The following is a 17370-nucleotide window of genomic DNA, read 5'->3' as shown; positions in this document are numbered from 1 at the left end:
GTTTTTGGAAAATGCAGGAGCGTTCTGGTTAAGCGGACGCCCTGAAAGAAACCCTGTCACGGGGCGGAGAAATGATCCGCTTTGTGACAGGGTTTTTTATTACGGCAGAGATTTTTATTATGACAGGGGTTTTGTTGAAAAAGGCGGTTGGGCCGTCCTTCAGGACGGCCCCGTATCCACCCAGCCGATATTGCCGTCATCGCGCTGGTAAACCAGATTGATCTGCTGGTTTTTGCGGTTGCGGAACAGCAGGATCTTGCAGGAGGCGAGGTCTAGCCGCATCACGGCCTCACTCACACTCAGGGCTGGAATATCTGTGGTGTGTTCAGCAATAATCGCGGCGTAGGTTTCGGCCTCAGCTTCGGCATCATGGTCGAGACCTGTCTCCTGCCGCGCTTTTGCAGCGGGGGCTGGAGGAGTCGCCTTCAAAACGTAAGAGCGCCCGGTTTCCTGCGTGGTATCGGCTTTGCTGGTGCGGGCATGGGTGGTTACGCGGCGGTGGTAGCGGCGCAGGCGCTTGGCAATGTGCTCGGCGGCATCATCAAAGGCGGCGTTGGCATCGGCTGCCTCGCCCTCGCCTCGCAGGGTCAGGCCGCGGCCTGCATGCACGTTAATGTCACACGTGAAAAAAGAACGGGCTTTGCTGAAAGTCACTTTGGCTTCCAACGCCTTGTCAAAGTAGCGTTCTGCAAGGCCGCCCAAATGAGCGTTGACCCGGTGCTTGAGAGCATCGGACAGATCAATCTGTTTACCGGAAACATGAATATGCATCAGATGTCGCTCCTTGCTGGTTCAAAGCAGGACCGTCTTTTGCCTGAGCGTGGAGCCGTAACAGATGCAGCCATTCTCAGGCGCAGGCGGTTTGACTCGTTAGGTATGAGGGGTGTCTCCCTCCTACCTTCTGCTATCTGGGCATGTTCCGGGCCTGTCTGTCTACGGTTTTATGACAGTTTTAATACAGGAACCCACAAGGGGGCCGAAGCGTTGCGCCGGGGCAAATGGGGCGGCTTTTCAAAAAACCGCCTTTTTCGGGGTTGCTGAGCCGGAAAGCTGGCGCATACAACACAAGATAGAGTTGCAAGCCAGACAGGATGCCATGCTTTTAAGATCCAGCCCGCCCGTCAACATGCCCAGAATGCGCCGCAAATGGCGGGTTAAAGCGATGATCCTGCTGGCACTTGCCGCCGCTTACGGCAGCATCATGTGGTATATGACGCACTATAAGCCGCCCATGGAAAAAGTGGTGATACCAGTTGAGGTGGTGCCTCAGAAGCCAAAGGCGGACACCGCGCCGCTGCCTGTACCGCCCATTGAACTCGCGCCCGCCCCACAAGTGCCGGATATGGCCCCACCGCAGCTTGTTATCAAAAAACGGCATTGAGAGCGTAGCAACCCTTGCCGCAACAGGGCCGGAGAGGCAGGGCGACAGGGGATTGCGAGTTTAGATGCAAATGTGTCCCTGCTCATGGCATGAAGCATGAAGTATGCCACACGAGGCAGGAAGGCTGGTCTTGCAGGCTCAAACAGGCCGCAGGACTGGGGATAGGAGAAGAGGCACCTCCGGTGGGGAAGCGCCTAGCTTTAGAGCGAGAAGCTCTCGCCCAGATAGACTCGGCGCACATCTTCATGCGCGACAATTTCTTCCGGCACGCCCTGCATCAGCACCTGTCCACTGTGCATGATGTACGCGCGGTCAATAACTTCCAGCGTCTCACGCACGTTATGGTCGGTAATCAGCACGCCAATGCCGCGATCTTTCAGGTGTGAGACCAGATCACGAATTTCCCCCACCGCGATGGGGTCAATCCCTGCCAGAGGCTCGTCCAGCAGGATGTAATGCGGCTGGCTGGCCAGTGCGCGGGCAATTTCCAGACGCCGCCGCTCCCCGCCTGACAGGGCGAGAGAAGGAGACCGGCGGAGGTGAGAAATACCAAATTCGCTCAGCAGGCCATCCAGCATCACTTCCCGCTGGTCCGGGTCATGCTCCACTACTTCCAGAGCCGCCATAATGTTCTGTTCGACATTCAGACCACGGAAAATACTGGCTTCCTGCGGCAGGTAGCCAATGCCCAGCCGCGCACGGCGGTACATGGGGAGTTCCGTAATATCCGCGCCGTCCAGTGTGATGGAGCCGGTATCAGGCTGCACAAGGCCGACAATCATGTAAAAGCTGGTGGTTTTCCCGGCTCCGTTCGGGCCAAGCAGACCAACGGCCTCGCCCCGATGTACTTCGATGGAGACGTTCTTCACCACCTCACGCTTTTTGTAGGATTTGCCAATACCGTGGGCAAACAGGCCGTGGCCCGGCGCGTGAAGGGCGTTCAGAGAGGTTGGTTCAGGACCCGGCCCGATGACCTGATCTTCCACCGTTTCTTCCGAAGTCCAGCTGATCTCCTGTGTCATCTGTTATTTCCTGTCCGATCCGTCGCCACTGTTGGGCACAACCAGACCGCTCACGCGGCTGCCGGGGCGTTCTGTCATGGTTGCCAGACCAGTATGCATGTTGATGATGGCCGCTGCGCCCTGAATCTGGTTGGGGCCACGGGTGATGTGGACATTCCCCACAACGCGGGCAATCCCTGTATCAGGCACATACACACCGCGGTCCCCGGTGACGGTTTCCGTCTGGGTGCGGACCCACACATGCCCGAACGCATTGACCTTTTCCAGCTTGCCGGAGCCGTTGGCCAGCGGGTCTGAAGAGTTCTGGTTTGCGTCTTTAGGCTTGTCCGCAGGCGGGGCGGACTGGTCCGGCGGGGCGCTGTAGCCAACGAGCACATCCGCGCGGATCTGCCGGTTATCATTGGTGGTGACGGTCGCATTGCCACGCCCGATGGAAATACGCTGCTGCGAGTAATATTCCATAGAATCCCGCGCTGTCAGAATATCCTGCGGGGTTGTCAGCTTCAGGGCTTTGCCGGTCATGACCAGCACGGCCTGATCCATGTCATACACGGCTTTATCCCCCCAGCCCTGATCGGTCTGGGTGTAGATATGCACATGGCCGATAGCTTCCAGCCGGTAGATTTCATTCGCGCCGGAGGAATCCGGGTCTCCACTTCCTGCTTTGCTGTCTGCCGCTTTGGCATCAGTCGGCGCGGGGGGCGTTGTTGGGGCTGGAGCCGGTGTGCTTGGCGGAGCCGGAGGCTGGCCGGATGGGGCTGCCTGTGTGTCCGTGCCGGGTTTGGCGCTGGCGGTTGTGCTGGTCAGGCCGCCTGTCTGCTGTCCGGCCTGCTGCCCGGCGGCGTTGTCCTGCTCTGCGGGGGCTGGTGCGCCGTCTGGCGCGGTTTTCTTGCGGTAATAGGCAATCAGTTTGTCAGCCGTAACAGTGACGTCACCCCGTACCGCTTTTGCCTGATCATAAGCGGTAACTTTTTTCTGGTTCTGGTCCCAGTCAAACCCACCGGCGGCGGTAACTGTAATCTGCCCTCCGTGCGAGAGGTCGATAGACTGCGCGTGGGCCGTGCCACAGAACAGGGTGGCCAGTAGCGGCAGCGCGGCGAGTGCGAGCACGGATCCCGGCAGAGGTTGGCGCAGGCGGGGTGTGCGGGCACGCGCCGGAGGCACAGGGGCTGAGGAGAGGTTCAAAAACATATCAGGAGGCTTTCCCATCAGCCGGATGGCTGCCGCGGTCATCATTCAGGATCAGTCGGCCCGGCCCGCGGAACTGGGCAATGCCTTCATGCTGAGACACCAGATATCCTTTTGCATCAAGCACGCCAAATGGCCCTTCTGCCCGCACCCATGAATCGGAGGCAATAATGCCGGTGTGAATATCCACATCCGCCACCGGGCTACGCATCATAAGGCCATCATCACGATACAGGGTGACTTCTCCCGTCAGGTCAAGAATCTGTGCATGCTGCATGTAGACCCCTTTTTCTGATCGGACCAGAAGCCAGCTTCCACCCTGACTGAGGATATCCGCCACTGGATTATCAAGGTCCATCCGTTCCGGGTTGGCCTGATGGGCGCTGTCGGCTGTAATCATGAAGGGGCGGTTGTGCTCATCCACGCCGCGATAGGTGGCGCCAATCAGATTGCCGCTTTCAATCTTGACCTTGGAAAACTCCTTAAGTGCCGCTTTATTGGCGTTAATCAGCCGGTCCACTTCCGGCCAGACGGCAATGGAGCTGAGCAGCAGCAGCGCCGTGGCGGGCAGAACCCATTTTGCCCAGCGTAGGAGTGTGCGCCTGCGGGCAAGTTCCGCCGCATCCGGCGGCAGGCGGCGGGCTGCGGAGGGCGCCAGCCGCTCGCGCTGCTGGCGGACAGTCTCTTCCGAGCGGGCAAAATCATCCCGCTGCGGGGGGCGGTCGGTGGGGTCACTCATCCCACGCCAGCCCGCAGCAGATCATGCACATGCACAACGCCCATCGGGCGGCGGTCTGCATCCAGAATAAACAGGGAGGTAATGGGGCGGTCGCGTTCATTCATCAGACGCAGCGCGTCCGCCGCAAAAATGTCAGGCCCTATGGTCAGAGGGTGACGGTTCATGACATCCTTTGCCTGCGTGGTCGTCAGATCATGGTCCAGCGCGCGGCGCAGGTCACCATCCGTGATCAGGCCCGCCAAGCGGCCATTATGGTCCAGAATGCCAATGCAGCCTAGAGCCCGGCATGTCATTTCCATAATCACGTCCCGCATGGGCGTATCTTCGCGCCCGAGCGGGATATCCGGGCCGGTATGCATCAGGTCCTGCACGGTGCGCAGCCTGCTGCCCAGACGGCCACCGGGGTGGTACGTGCCAAAATCACTGGCGGTAAAGCCGCGCTGCTGGAGCAGGACGACGGCCAGTGCATCGCCAAACGCCAGTTGCATCAGCGTGCTGGTGGTGGGTGCCAGCCCCATCGGGCAGGCTTCTGGCATGGCGGGAAGGGTCAGGGCCACATCCGCCGCACAGGCCAGTGTGGACTGAGCCCGGCTGGTCACGGCCAGGAGCGGCAGGTTTGCCTTCCGGGTGTGGGCGGCAATGTCACCCAGTTCCGTGGTCTCACCAGAATTGGAGAAGGCGAGCACCGCGTCTCCCGGCTGCACCATGCCTAAATCCCCGTGGGATGCTTCAGCCGGGTGGACAAACAGGGCTGGGGTGCCGGTGGAGCAGAGTGTCGCCTGAATTTTCCGCGCCACATGGCCGGATTTGCCAATGCCCGTCACCACCACGCGGCCAGAGACGTTCAACAGAATATCCACCGCACGGGCAAACGCGCCGCCCAGCCCTTCCGGGTTCTGGAGCGCGTGGGCCAGCGCATCCAGTCCGGCGCGTTCGGTCTGGATAACGTCTGCGGCTTCCCGCGCCAGAGCGGGGAGCGGGGCCAGTGTGGCGGGGTCTGTCATGCGGTGCGGGCTCCGGTCCGGGCGGGATCAGGCGCGGTGAGAGAAAATATCCGGGTCTTCATAACCCAGAAGATCAAGGCGCGCGCGGGCAGGCAGGAAGTCGAAGCAGGCCTGCGCCAGTTCCCGGCGGCCTTCACGCAGCAGCAGCGCATCCATTTTTTCCCACAGCGCATGCAGATACAGCACGTCCGACGCGGCATAGGCCAGTTGCTCGGGCTTGAGGGTTTCAGCCCCCCAGTCAGAAGTCTGCTGCTGTTTGCTCAGTTCCACGCCGAGAATATCGCGGCACAGGGCGGCCAGACCGTGGCGGTCCGTAAAGGTGCGGACCAGACGGGCGGCAATTTTGGTGCAAACCACGGGGCTGACGGTAATGCCCAGCGCATGCTGGAGAATGGCGACATCAAACCGCGCGAAATGCATGATCTTGGTCACGGCGGGGTCCGCCATCAGGCGCTTGAGGTTCGGGCAGTCATACCCTTTGCCGCCAAGGGATTCCGGGATGATCTGCACCAGATGCGCCGTGCCATCTCCTGCGGAAAGCTGCACAAGGCACAGCCGGTCCCGATGGGGGTTGAGGCCCATGGTTTCTGTATCCACGGCAACGGACCCGGTGAAGGTTAGCCCGTCGGGCAGGTCGTTACGATGAAGAGTAATGCTTCCCTCGGAAGAGGTCCGGGGTGCGTTCATGACCCGCTCCTGCCTTGTTGATCAGGCTCAGACGGATACAGCCGGGATGGCGGAATGTCCATTCCGCACACTCTGCCCGAGCTTTCGGGCGATTTGATGGTGAGGGCGGCACGGGCGCCACATTCGGCTTGAGCCCTGATGCGCCTGCTTAGAGGGGCACGGAATAATCTGGAAAAGCAGGCACCGTTTTTCAGGAAGCGGGAAGTGCGCCGCTCTGGTGTTCCTGCAAGGCAAGCTGCGTCAGATGGGCTTCATTTTTCTTCAAAAAGCGGCCAATAGCGAACATTCCGGCAAGGGCGGTGATGCCAATAACGATGCCTACTGGGCCGGAAACTTCTGAAATCTTGCGGCCCAGCGCGTAAGTGCCAAGTGCGTATCCACCCGCCCAGCAGGTGCCCCCCAGCGCGTTGAACAGCATGAAGCGCGGCCAGCGCATCCGGCAGGCTCCGGCCAGCACGGCGACAAACACCCGCACTACGGAAACAAACCGCCCACAGAAGACAATGGCGCTTCCGTGGTGGTGGAAGAGATATTGCCCCAGAATCATCCGGTCGGATGTCAGACCAACGCGCGGGCCATATTTTTTCAGCAGGGGCAGCCCCACCTTGCGGCCAATGAGGTAGCCGAAATTATCCCCGATAATAGCCCCCGCGATCGCCGCGACCGCCACCCAACCAATGGCGAGGTGATGGGTTTTCAGGCAGTAGAGCGAGGCCGTGATGATGCAGGTTTCGGCAGGCACGGGTAAGCCCATGCTCTCCATCATGACGATCAGAGTGACAATGCCGTAGCCGTAATGCTGAAGCAGCGTGTCGAGATGGTGCAGCAGGGGTCTGTTATCCTTGTGCTGGAGGCTGACCGGGTTATCGGCTCACAAAGGGCGTGGCGCGTGAGTTGATCCCACAAAGCGCAGACCATGCCGTAAACAGGGGCAATTCAGAAGAGAGGCAGCGGCATGGCAGTCCTTCGGTAGGTCTGCCTCAAGTGTGCCTTTTTCAGAGAGACCGGTTTCAGAGAGTCCGGCCACCCGGTGGTGCTGCAAGGCGCGTGGCCAGAAGACTGCTGGCGGCCTGTTTTTTGCCGCGTACCACGGCGGTATCCAGTGCGGAGAGAAAGGCGGAGCGGTCTTTTTTGGTAAAGCTTTTCCCTCCGCCTGTCATGGTGCCGGTGGAGCGGAGGTCTTCCATCAGGTTCCGCATGGCCAGCGCCATGCCGATGGCGTTTTCATCCAGAATACGGCCCGTGGGGTTCAGCACACACGCTCCTTTTGCCACGCAGCGGGCGGCTAACGGGATGTCGGAGGAGATAACGATGTCATGCGCTTGGACGTGTTCGGCAATCCAGTCATCCGCCACATCCATGCCGTCTGTCACGACAATCCGCTCAATCTGAGGAGATGCCGGGGCGGCCAGCAGACGGTTGGAGACAACATAGGTTTTCAGCCCGTGGCGGGTGGCCACCTGATAGGTCTCGTCCCGCACGGGGCAGGCGTCGGCGTCTATAAAAATACGTATCATGGCCTGACTCCTAGGCCCTGCCACAACGTGCTGGCAAGGGAGGCGCGGGGCGGTGTGAGCCTGCCTCATGTTGCGTGGTGCGCCTGCTCGGTAGTGTTGGCACCTGTTCCGCGCTGCCTTTTCGGCGTGAAACGCCACGGCAAAAGGGATAGCCCGGCGGGGGCAGTTTGCGGTAGGGAGGGGGCTGAACAAGACAGCTCAAGGTTTTTCATGCGTCCTCCCCGTTCTGGCCGTCCGTCCCGCCGCTCGCGTGGCTCTTCTCCCGCAGGGCGTGAGGGGGCCGCAGCCGCTGGTACCTGCTGGCTGTTTGGCACACATGCCGTTGCCGCCGCTCTGGCCAACCCGAACCGCGTGTTCCAGCGCCTTATGGTGACGGAGCCTGAACATCCAGCCCTTCTGGCCGCGAGGGAGGCCGGAGCTGTCATCCGCATAGAGCCGGAAATTGTGCAGCGCGTCCGGCTGGATGACCTGCTGGGGGCAGAGGCCGTGCATCAGGGTGTTGCGGCTCTGGTCAAGGCGCTGCCGAACCTGACGCTGGAAGAAGCGCTGGAACGCCCCGGCCCCGTGCTGGTGCTGGATCAGGTGACGGACCCGCGCAATGTTGGCGCAATCCTGCGCTCCGCCGCGGCTTTTGGCGCGGCCTGTCTTGTGGTGCAGGACCGCAACGCGCCGGAGGAAACCGCCGTGTTGGCTAAAGCGGCTTCCGGCGCGCTGGAGACGGTGCCGATGGTGCGGGAAGTTAATCTCTCCCGTGCGATTGAGGCGCTGCAGAAAGGCGGCTGCTGGACAGTCGGGCTGGATGCGGGCGGCGGCCTGCTGGATGGTCCGTCCTTCAAAGGCCGCCGCGTGGCGCTGGTGCTGGGGGCGGAAGGCAAGGGCCTGCGTCGTCTGACGCGGGAAAGCTGTGACGAGATTGCCGGGCTGTACATGCCCGGCGAAATGGAAAGCCTGAACGTGTCTGTGGCCGCAGCCGTTGGGCTTTATGAACTGGCGCGGGAACGCATGCCCAGCACATACCAGCCACCAGCCACAAAGAAGCCCACGTAAGAGCCGATATCAGCGCCGCCCAGCCAGCGGGCGATGGGGCCGGTGTAAAGCTGGCTGTCTGAAAACAGCAGGATGGTCAGCACGGAGGTCACGGCAAAAATCGTGGCCCCATAGGTCCAGCCCGGTGGCACCGGGCGCGGCTGGCGGGTGCCGCAATACCAGTCGGCCAGCACAATGCCGATCCACGGCGCAATCCAGTACAGCGTGACCAGCAGATAGTCCGTATAGAGCGAGGCGTAACGCCCCGCACCCGCCACGGCCAGACCGTAGCCCAGCAGGGCGGTCAGAATGGCGGCCGTCACACGCGGGACGTGCAGACCTGCGGAAATCAGGCTGTAGCTGGCTGTATTATCGTTAAATGAATTACCGGTGATGGAGGAGAGCGCAATGGCCGCCAGCGCCACAGCCCCCAGCGGCCCCATCGCCTGCTGGAGCGAGGCAATGACGGCGGTGGGAGACGGATTGGCGACACTCCCAGCACTGATCAGCCCCAGAATCTGGAAGGGAATGGCGGAACTCAGCAACCCGGCCAGAGCCAGCCAGACCACCTTTTTCGGGTTGGTGTCGGCTGGCAGATAGCGCGTGTAGTCCGAGGAATAGGACGCCCAAGATAAATTGAAACTAACCAGAATTCCCATGGCCAGCAGGAAGGTGGACAGGCTGACCGGGTGGTGCGCGGCAAGAGGGGCAGCCCCCCGCATGGCAAACACCACGCCCATCAGAATGAAGACGACCAGCAGCAACCCGCCCAGATATTTCTGCACGGCCTGCACCACATGGTGCCCGTAAATGGAGGCCACCATTTGCACGGAGGCCAGAACCGCCAGCGCCAGCCAGAAGGGTAGGGCGAGACCCGCCAGCATCAACAGCGCCATCAGGGCAGTGGCGGCGGGCACGTTGTTCACCGCGTCCCACCCCACGCAGTAAATCCAGTTGAGGAACGCGGGAGGACGCACCCCCAACCGCCCGAGGGCGCGGCGGGAGGCTTCCATCTGCGTCAGGCCCGTGGCCGGGCCAATGGAGGCAGCAAGGGCAACTGGCAGGGCGCCAATCAGATTGCCCAGCAGCACGGCCAGCACCCCGGTTTTAAAATCCAGCCCCAGACTGACCAGCAACGCTCCCGTCACCCAGCCGCCCGGCCCCAGATTGGGGGAAAAGTGGCTCCAGAACACCTTGTCCAGAGCCATGGTTTTCTGCGCGGCAGGCACAGGCTCCCGCACAGAGGCTTCGGAAAGCTCTTCCATCAGGCGCGACGGCGCGCGCCGTCGGGCCTGCGCAGAGGCCGGTTGGCTGGGGTCTGGAGAACTGGGCTGGCCAGAGGGGGCCGGAGGCTTGGTCATGCCGAATAAAGTCCTGAAACGAGGTGTCCTGAAAAAACGGACCATCCGCGTGAGCGGTTACGTGTGGGGCAGCGGTGGCTCAGGACAGGTCCGGTTCCGGCATGCTGCCCGCTGCCCCGGTGGGCTGGTTGGTGTAATAGGCTTCCGCCAGACGGATGGGCAGGAGGTCCATAAAGCGGGACCCGGCTACCAGCCAGCGTGGGAACACAATGCGCCGTTCATTCCGCCTGAGTCCACGCAGAATGCGGCGGCTGGCGTTATCCACGTCCGTCAGCCCCGGCATGGGGAAGTGATTACCCGCCACCATGGGCGTGTTGAGAAACCCGCAGACAACGGAGGTGAGCAAAATACCCGCCTGCTTCATGTTCCCGCCGGTTGCCACCATAAAGCGGTCCACGGCGGCCTTGGAGGCGCTGTAGGACGGTGTTCCGGGGTAGGAGACAATGCCCGCGACGGAGGAAATGGCGCAAATCCGCCCGCGCAGGCCATCCGCCGCGCGCGGCTGGCCCTGCATGACATGGAGTGCAGGCAGCACGGTGTTCAGCACGCCCTCCACATTGGTGGCAAACATCCGGCGCGCCTGTGCATCCGGCTCATAGGGGGCACCGTCGGGCGCGGTGGCGCGGCGGGTGCCACCGGTAATGCCTGCGCAGGCCAGAACCATGTCCAGCGGGCCGGCGCTGTGCACCCAGTCTTCCATGCCGTTGCGGTCCGTTACGTCACAGAGTCGGATATCCGCTGCGGCACCACGGGAGATGCATAGGCGGGCTGTTTCTGTCAGGCGGTCTCGGTTGCGGCCGCCCAGAAACAACCTGCGGCCCGGCCGGGCCAGTGTGAGTGCCAGCGAACGTCCAAGGCCGGATGACGCGCCGGTAATCAGAACGGTATCGTGTTTCATGTCGCCCTCTTACCCTGAGACTGTTAGAAGAACTCCCCATTATGGCACCCAGACGGCACTTGTGGCAGAGACGCCGGGTGGAGTGTGAGTTGAGAATAGTGAACAGGGTGGAACGGCAGGATGTCTGACGCAGCGGCTGAACAGGGTAAGACCATCAAGCGGCGGGGGGTGTGCTTTGTAATCTCCGCACCGTCCGGGGCCGGGAAATCCACTATTGCCAATGCGCTGCGGGCGTCCGAACCCAAGCTGCGGCATTCTGTGTCCGTCACCACGCGCCAGCCGCGCCCCGGTGAAAAGGAAGGTGTGCATTACCACTTCCGCACTATGGAACAATTTGAGGAGATGGCGGCCCAGAACGAGTTGCTGGAATGGGCCACGGTTTTCGGCCGGGGATACGGCACGCCGCGCGGTCCGGTGGAAGAGGCGCTGAACGCCGGGCACGATATGGTGTTTGATATCGACTGGCAGGGCCACCAGCAGATTCGCGCGGCCCTGCCGGATGATGTGGTGAGCCTGTTTGTGCTTCCGCCTTCTCTGGCTGAACTGGAGCGCCGCCTGCATTCCCGCGCGTCGGACCACCCGGATGAAATTGCTCGCCGCATGGCCGCCGCGCGGGATGAAATTTCCCATTGGCGGGAGTTTGATCATGTGGTGGTGAATACAGAACTGGACCGCGCGATTTTTGAAGCCCGTGCGGTGCTGACAGCCGGACGTCTGCTCACGCGGCGGCAGACGGGGCTGGCGGAGTTTGTGCACACATTCGGAGCCTGAAGGTTATGGATTTTTCGTCAGTTTCGGTTCTCTGCCTTGGGGACGTGATGCTGGACCGCTTCCTGTACGGTTCCATGGAACGCATCTCACCAGAAGCTCCGGTGCCAGTGCTGTTGCTGGAGTCTCGGCGGGAAATGCCCGGCGGGGCTGGGAACGTTGCCAATAACATCATTTCTCTGGGTGGCCGCGCCATTCTGGTCGGGCTGGTGGGGCAGGATGATGCCGGGGCCGTACTGCGCAATGCTCTTGTGCATCAGGCTGGTGTGGTAGACGCAACCGTCTGTTCCGCCATGCGCCCCACCATCTGCAAGACACGGTTTATTGCCGTGAACCAGCAGGTGGTGCGTGCGGATGAGGAAAGCCGAAGCCCGCTCCAGCCGGAGGAAGCCGAGGCGCTGTGCCGCGCGATTGATGCACAGATTGAGCGGGTTCAGGCCGTTGTGGTGTCTGATTACGGCAAGGGCGTGTGCAACCCTACTGTGCTGACGCATATCTTTGCCGTAGCCCGTGCCCGTGGGGTTCCGGTGTTTGTGGACCCCAAAACTGCGGATTACACCCAGTATCGTGGGGCGACCTGCATCACGCCCAACGCGAAGGAGCTGGCTCTGGCCTCCGGTATGCCAGTGGGGACGGAAGCGCAGGCGGAACTGGCCGCCCGCGCTGTTATGGCGCAGGCGGATGCCACGGCCATTCTCGCCACCCGGTCCGAAAAAGGGATGATGCTGGTGCGGCAGGATGCCCCGGCTCTGTCCGTCCCTGCACGGGCGCGGGAAGTGTTCGATGTTTCCGGTGCGGGCGATACGGTGATCGCCACCATGGCGCTTGGCGTTGGGTCCGGGATGTCGTTCGAGCAGGCCATGCGTGTGGCCAATGCCGCGGCGGGTGTCGTGGTGGGCAAGCTGGGCACGGCCACGGCGGACATTCAGGAAGTGCTGCACGAGCTCGAAGAACAGTCTGGCCCGGATGACATGCCGCATCTTCTGCCCCTATCCGCCGCCTGCGCACAGGTGCGGCGCTGGCAGGCGCAAGGGCTGAAAGTTGGTTTTACCAACGGGTGTTTTGACATTATCCACCCCGGCCATGTCGGTCTGCTGGCGGAAGCCCGCGCGGCGTGTGACAGGCTGGTGGTCGCCCTCAATACGGATGCCAGTGTCAGCCGCCTGAAAGGCCCGATGCGGCCCGTGAATGACCTGGAATCCCGTGCTCGCGTCATGGCCGCCATCCGCTATGTCGATGCGGTCGTGTCTTTTGATGAAGACACACCTCTGGAAACTATCCGGGCACTTATGCCGGATGTGCTGATTAAAGGGGCGGATTATAAGCCGGAGCAGGTTGTGGGGGCGGATCTTGTCATGGGCAATGGCGGCCGATTGGTGCTTGCTAATCTGGCGCAGGGACATTCCACAACAGCCACTATTGGACGGATACAAGCATCATGAGCAGCACACGTCCTCCTGCCCCTTTGACAGATGCGCGGACAGACGGCGCGCCGGTGCCGCTGGTGGCGGTACGGGACCGATTTTCTAACTGGCTGTTCCAGAAGGCGCTCCCCTTATGGGCCACAACGGGGTGTGATGGCATCGCGCAGGATATGGCGGCCCTCGGCGCACAGGAATGTCTGACTCTGGCGGGCGTTCCCGCTCTGCCGCCCTTCAAGCGGTTGCGAGTGCAGGCGCGGCAGTTGTTTGCGTTCTCATGGGCCGCGTTGCAGGGGTGGGAAGAAGGTGTATCTCGCGCTCACGGTATTTTCCGCTTCATGCAGCGGGCGCATGGGGAGGACGGCAGTTGGGCGCGGACCCTCACGCGGGAAGGCGCTGTGCTGGATGGTACGGCGGACCTGTATGACCTCGCTTTTGTCGTGTTCGCGCTAGCTTGGTACGGGCGGCTGGAAGGCTCTGGCCGGGCGGAAGCTCTTGCGCGGGAAACGCTGGGCTGGATTCAGCAGCACATGTCTACGCCGGAAGGTGGCTTTCTCAACTGCCTGCCCGATGATGGTGCTGCGCGGCAGCAGAACCCCCACATGCATCTGCTGGAAGCGGTTCTGGCCCTGTATGTCACGACGGAGCATGAGGCTGATCTGGCTTTGGCCCATACGCTATACCGCTTGTTCCGCACGCATTTTTTTGAGCCTGTTACGGGCACGCTCGGCGAGTTCTTTACAAAGGACTGGCAACCCGTAGCGGGTGAGGACGGGCAGTGGGTGGAGCCGGGGCATCACTTTGAATGGGTCTGGCTGCTGGGCGAATATCATCGTCTGGCCGGGGTGGACACGTCCGAACCCGCCATGCGGCTTGCCAGCTTTGCCACACGTTTTGGCCTTGTGCCGGAAACAGGCCGGGTGCGGGATGTGCTGCGCCGGGACGGCACGATCCTTCGGGGTGGCTCGCGTCTGTGGGTGCAGGGGGAGGCCCTGCGTGGCATCTTGTGTCAGGACAAGCAGGACAGTCGCGGCATAGCGGCGCGTCTGGCAACTAATTTGTTGGACGATTACTTTACAGGCTGCCCCGTCGGCACATGGGTAGACCAGCTTGATGCGGCGGGCGCGCCTACGGTGACAAAAATTCCCACCAGTTCGCTCTACCACATCATCACCGCGTTTGATTCACTTAATCAGGCGGCAAATCTGGCTACAAAACCCTCTTATTCCGGTCTTTAGGCTGGTTTGAGTGCATGAGACTCTGGGTCTGGTTGCTGCCAGACCCTCTCCCGCATGTAGCGGGGGCGCATGCGTCTTGTCGGTAATGCCGCAAGACGTGTGTATCAAGATCTGATAGAACCCATGGCGTGAGTATGACCCAGACCCAACCCGCGCGACAGGAAGAAGAAACGCTTCTGTCGCTCTCCCTTCGCCATCCTCCTGCCAATCTGGAAGCAGAGCAGGCCCTTCTGGGCGCGCTGCTGACAAACAACCGGGCGTATGACCGCGTTTCGGACTTTCTGACCGGCGCGCATTTCGCCAATCAGGTGAATGGCCGGATTTATGATGCCATTGCTCGCCGGATTGAAAACGGCCAGTTGGCGGATCCTGTCACGCTGCGGGCTGAACTGGAAAATTCCGGTATCCTGAATGATGTGGGCGGCATGGTCTATCTGGCCAAACTGCTGACCTCCATGGTGGGTATTATCAACGCCGGGGATTACGGTCGCGCTATTCATGATGCGTGGATCCGCCGCCAGTTGATTGATATTGGCGAGACCGTGGTGAACAGCGCGTTTGGCACAATCTCTGATCTCTCCGGCCCTGATCAGATTGCCGCGGGGGAAGAAGCCCTGTTCCGTCTGGCGACGGAGAAGGGGCAGGATGGCGGTTTTGTGGTGTTTGACCGCGCCCTGACCGACGCCATTAAAACGGCTGAACTCGCCTTCCGGCGGGAAGGGCATGTGTCCGGCCTGACATCCGGCCTGCGGGATCTTGATAAGAAAACCGGCGGTCTGCATCCATCAGATCTGATGATTCTTGCCGGACGTCCTGCCATGGGCAAGACCGCGCTGGCCACGAAAATCGCCTTCTCTGCTGCCCGTGCGCTGATGATCGAGGCGGAAGACAAAGGGCCGGGGGTAGAACCCACAGGCACCGTTGCCATTTTCTCGCTGGAAATGTCCGCCGAACAGTTGGCGACCCGTATCCTGTCTGAGCAGGCGGAAGTGTCTGGTGAGAAAATCCGTCGCGGTGACATTGGCCAGAAAGAGTTTGACCGCTTTGTGCGCGTCAGTCGTGAACTCTCCCGTCTGCCACTGGTGATTGACGATACACCGGCCATCTCCCTGTCCGCCATGCGGACGCGCTGCCGCCGCCTGAAGCGGACGCGAGGGTTGAGCCTTGTGGTGGTGGATTACCTCCAGTTGATGCGCCCGTCCGTCGGTACCCGCCCAGAAAGCCGCGTTCTGGAAATTTCCATGATTACGCAGGGCTTAAAGGCAATTGCGAAAGAACTGGAAGTGCCTGTTATTGCCCTTTCCCAGTTGTCTCGTCAGGTGGAAAGCCGTGAAGATAAACGGCCCATGCTCTCGGATCTGCGTGAATCCGGCTCCATTGAGCAGGACGCGGATTCCGTGATGTTTGTGTACCGAGACGAATATTATCTCCAGCAGCGCATGCCCAAGGAAACGGCCTTTGATTCCATGGAAAAATACGGCGCAGCATTGGATGACTGGCAGCGCAAGATGAGCCTTGTGCATAACAAGGCTGAGCTCATTCTGGAAAAACAGCGTCATGGCCCCACCGGTGTCGTGCATCTGTTCTTTGAAGGTGAGTTCACACGTTTTGCGGACCTTGATGTCTTGCATGAGGACCCGCATCATTAAGCGCAGACCCGTTTTTCAGATAGAAGATGAAGGCGGCAATGATATGGGTTGTAGATATGAATGTATAGGCCTGTCAGTCATGTCTGGTTGTCATCTGTCGCCAGTCTTTGTGTTTTGAACTAACGTTTTCAATGAGATGTTTTTTATACAAAGAGCTGATTGTATATGGGAGCGTTGATTTCGACTGTTAACGTCTCACGCCTAACAGGCTGCTGGTGAATGATGCTGTCCAGATCCGTTCAGTAAATTGCGAATGTAGAGCTGGGTGATTTTTCGTATAAATTTAATAAACTCATACATAAATTCAAGCTATGAAGAGGGCTAATAAAAAAGGTGATAGAGACAATATTTTGCAGAAACCCCCGTATTCAACGACTGGAATATTAAGTCTCTCTCTTCTGCTGTGTTTCATTTCCGTCTTTGGTTTCGCGTTTACGCAGGCATCTGCGGCTGAAAAAACTGGCGGGCAATGCACAGCTTTTTTCTGGGCAGGAAATCCCCATAATCGCGATGATAAAGCATTTCTTATCCTTACGGGCTTTCTTGACGGTAAGAAAATAGCACTGCAACTCGACACGGCGTCCCCTGAATCATTTCTCAGGTTTCAACAGGGTGATGTTGCTGCGCCAAAGTTTCCGCCTCAAATGAGTGAGCATCAGTTACAAATTGGCGGAATGATATGGGATCATGCAAAGTTTTTAACGCAAGGCAGACAGGCCGCAATACAGCAATCAGTCTATGGAACTGCGGGTTTAAATCTGCTTGCTGGTCTTGTGACAACGCTTGATTATCGGAACCAGCGTATTTGTTTTTATCGCGACCAAAAAAATAAGAGAATATTTGGAAAAGTGCAGTGGCAACCCACACAAATGAGAGGGGGGTGGCTGCTCATTAAGGCTGATCTGGGTGGTGAGCGCCCCTCACTTGTGGCGTTTGACACCGGAGCCAGCCTTTTTGAACTTGTTGTTCCTGAAGAGACGTGGAAGCGACTGACTGGGAAAACCAGTAGGCTGGAGGCTACTCTACACCTGAGTGGCAAGGCGTGGGGTCAACCAATAACACTCTACGGGGCTCCGTCTGTCGTTTCTGTAACCATAGGCGGTCAACGTCGGGACAGGAGGGAGGTCTGGATTGCCCCTCATGCGTTGTCTGATTATCCAGCGCGGCCGGATGGGATCGTCGGCAATGCAGCATTCCTTGACTCCACGGTTGTGTTGGATCTTAGGAGAAATGCGCGTTTTGGTGTGCTAGAAAAGTAATGTATTGTTTGATAAGGCATAAATACTTATGGTGTATAAGAATTTTTTTATTAATTTTTGTGGCTAATAAAATTTTCATAAATTTCTTATAAAGTTCTGATATTCTTATTGAATATCTATCATTTAAACGTAAATATCCTTTCTAATATCCTACAATTTCAAGTGGAGAAATATATTCCTTAGAGCCTGTTTGAAAAGTCACGGATGAGCGT

Annotated in this window: 17 protein-coding genes; 7 read left to right on the top strand and 10 right to left on the bottom strand. The window is 59.7% G+C overall.

What is annotated here, in order from left to right; genetic code table 11:
* Positions 1 to 159 precede the first annotated feature (159 nt).
* Positions 160 to 771 (bottom strand): ribosome hibernation-promoting factor, HPF/YfiA family, encoded by a 612-nt coding sequence (gene hpf, locus AD949_RS03170; protein WP_048835795.1) that lies wholly within the window; start codon positions 769 to 771, stop codon positions 160 to 162.
* A 325-nt stretch (positions 772 to 1096) separates the two neighbouring features.
* On the opposite strand from hpf, the gene AD949_RS03165 reads away from it, so the two are divergent.
* A complete protein-coding gene (locus AD949_RS03165; RefSeq protein WP_141325346.1) occupies positions 1097 to 1381 on the top strand; it encodes a hypothetical protein in 285 nt (94 codons plus the stop codon).
* Between the two features lie 200 nt (positions 1382 to 1581).
* On the opposite strand, the gene lptB is transcribed toward AD949_RS03165, so the two are convergent.
* The 7 genes from lptB to AD949_RS03130 form a co-directional block, all read right to left on the bottom strand.
* A complete protein-coding gene (lptB, locus tag AD949_RS03160) occupies positions 1582 to 2403 on the bottom strand; it encodes an LPS export ABC transporter ATP-binding protein (protein WP_096430334.1) in 822 nt (273 codons plus the stop codon).
* 3 nt (positions 2404 to 2406) lie between these two features.
* Complete coding sequence (locus tag AD949_RS03155; RefSeq protein ID WP_082064721.1) at positions 2407 to 3594, bottom strand: LptA/OstA family protein; 1188 nt, start codon at positions 3592 to 3594, stop codon at positions 2407 to 2409.
* Position 3595: 1 nt separating this feature from the next.
* Positions 3596 to 4330, bottom strand: a complete 735-nt coding sequence (lptC, locus tag AD949_RS03150; protein WP_061504624.1) for an LPS export ABC transporter periplasmic protein LptC — start codon at positions 4328 to 4330, stop codon at positions 3596 to 3598.
* Positions 4327 to 5334, bottom strand: a complete 1008-nt coding sequence (locus AD949_RS03145) for a KpsF/GutQ family sugar-phosphate isomerase (RefSeq protein ID WP_048836853.1) — start codon at positions 5332 to 5334, stop codon at positions 4327 to 4329. Before AD949_RS03145 ends, lptC begins: the two co-directional genes overlap by 4 nt.
* Before the next feature lie 27 nt (positions 5335 to 5361).
* The gene (locus AD949_RS03140; RefSeq protein WP_048836854.1) at positions 5362 to 6021 is read right to left on the bottom strand and encodes a ribonuclease D; all 660 of its coding nucleotides are present in this window, start codon (positions 6019 to 6021) and stop codon (positions 5362 to 5364) included.
* A gap of 190 nt (positions 6022 to 6211) precedes the next feature.
* The gene (locus AD949_RS03135; protein WP_244463449.1) at positions 6212 to 6775 is read right to left on the bottom strand and encodes a DedA family protein; all 564 of its coding nucleotides are present in this window, start codon (positions 6773 to 6775) and stop codon (positions 6212 to 6214) included.
* A 256-nt stretch (positions 6776 to 7031) separates the two neighbouring features.
* Entirely contained in the window at positions 7032 to 7538 is a 507-nt protein-coding gene (locus AD949_RS03130) for a YaiI/YqxD family protein (RefSeq protein ID WP_048836856.1), read from the bottom strand.
* Positions 7539 to 7748: 210 nt separating this feature from the next.
* Here AD949_RS03130 and rlmB point away from each other — a divergent pair, with 210 nt between their 5' ends.
* Positions 7749 to 8585 carry a 23S rRNA (guanosine(2251)-2'-O)-methyltransferase RlmB gene (gene rlmB, locus AD949_RS03125; protein WP_048836857.1) on the top strand — a complete coding sequence of 279 codons (837 nt, stop codon included), beginning with the start codon at positions 7749 to 7751 and terminating at the stop codon, positions 8583 to 8585.
* Here the strand turns inward: rlmB and AD949_RS03120 are convergent.
* Positions 8519 to 9829, bottom strand: a complete 1311-nt coding sequence (locus tag AD949_RS03120) for a purine-cytosine permease family protein (RefSeq protein WP_048836863.1) — start codon at positions 9827 to 9829, stop codon at positions 8519 to 8521. The two genes, rlmB and AD949_RS03120, sit on opposite strands and share 67 nt — an antisense overlap.
* Positions 9830 to 10004: 175 nt before the next feature.
* Positions 10005 to 10823 (bottom strand): SDR family NAD(P)-dependent oxidoreductase, encoded by an 819-nt coding sequence (locus AD949_RS03115; RefSeq protein WP_048836858.1) that lies wholly within the window; start codon positions 10821 to 10823, stop codon positions 10005 to 10007.
* A gap of 120 nt (positions 10824 to 10943) precedes the next feature.
* On the opposite strand from AD949_RS03115, the gene gmk reads away from it, so the two are divergent.
* The 5 genes from gmk (at position 10944) to AD949_RS03090 (ending at position 17158) form a co-directional block, all read left to right on the top strand.
* Positions 10944 to 11594, top strand: coding sequence for a guanylate kinase (gmk, locus tag AD949_RS03110; RefSeq protein ID WP_048836859.1), 651 nt, complete (start codon positions 10944 to 10946; stop codon positions 11592 to 11594).
* 5 nt (positions 11595 to 11599) lie between these two features.
* Positions 11600 to 13033, top strand: coding sequence for a D-glycero-beta-D-manno-heptose-7-phosphate kinase (gene rfaE1, locus AD949_RS03105; protein WP_048836860.1), 1434 nt, complete (start codon positions 11600 to 11602; stop codon positions 13031 to 13033).
* Positions 13030 to 14250, top strand: coding sequence for an AGE family epimerase/isomerase (locus tag AD949_RS03100; protein WP_052944600.1), 1221 nt, complete (start codon positions 13030 to 13032; stop codon positions 14248 to 14250). The genes rfaE1 and AD949_RS03100 overlap by 4 nt, the downstream gene beginning before the upstream one ends.
* A gap of 134 nt (positions 14251 to 14384) precedes the next feature.
* Complete coding sequence (locus AD949_RS03095; RefSeq protein ID WP_048836861.1) at positions 14385 to 15899, top strand: replicative DNA helicase; 1515 nt, start codon at positions 14385 to 14387, stop codon at positions 15897 to 15899.
* 311 nt (positions 15900 to 16210) lie between these two features.
* Positions 16211 to 17158, top strand: a complete 948-nt coding sequence (locus tag AD949_RS03090) for a hypothetical protein (protein ID WP_048836862.1) — start codon at positions 16211 to 16213, stop codon at positions 17156 to 17158.
* The last annotated feature ends 212 nt before the right edge of the window (positions 17159 to 17370 follow it).

Source organism: Acetobacter orleanensis, assembly GCF_001581005.1.
In the GTDB taxonomy this organism is placed as follows: Bacteria; Pseudomonadota; Alphaproteobacteria; order Acetobacterales; family Acetobacteraceae; genus Acetobacter; species Acetobacter orleanensis.
Note: the sequence above shows the minus strand (reverse complement) of the source record. Positions and strands in the feature narration are given on the sequence as shown.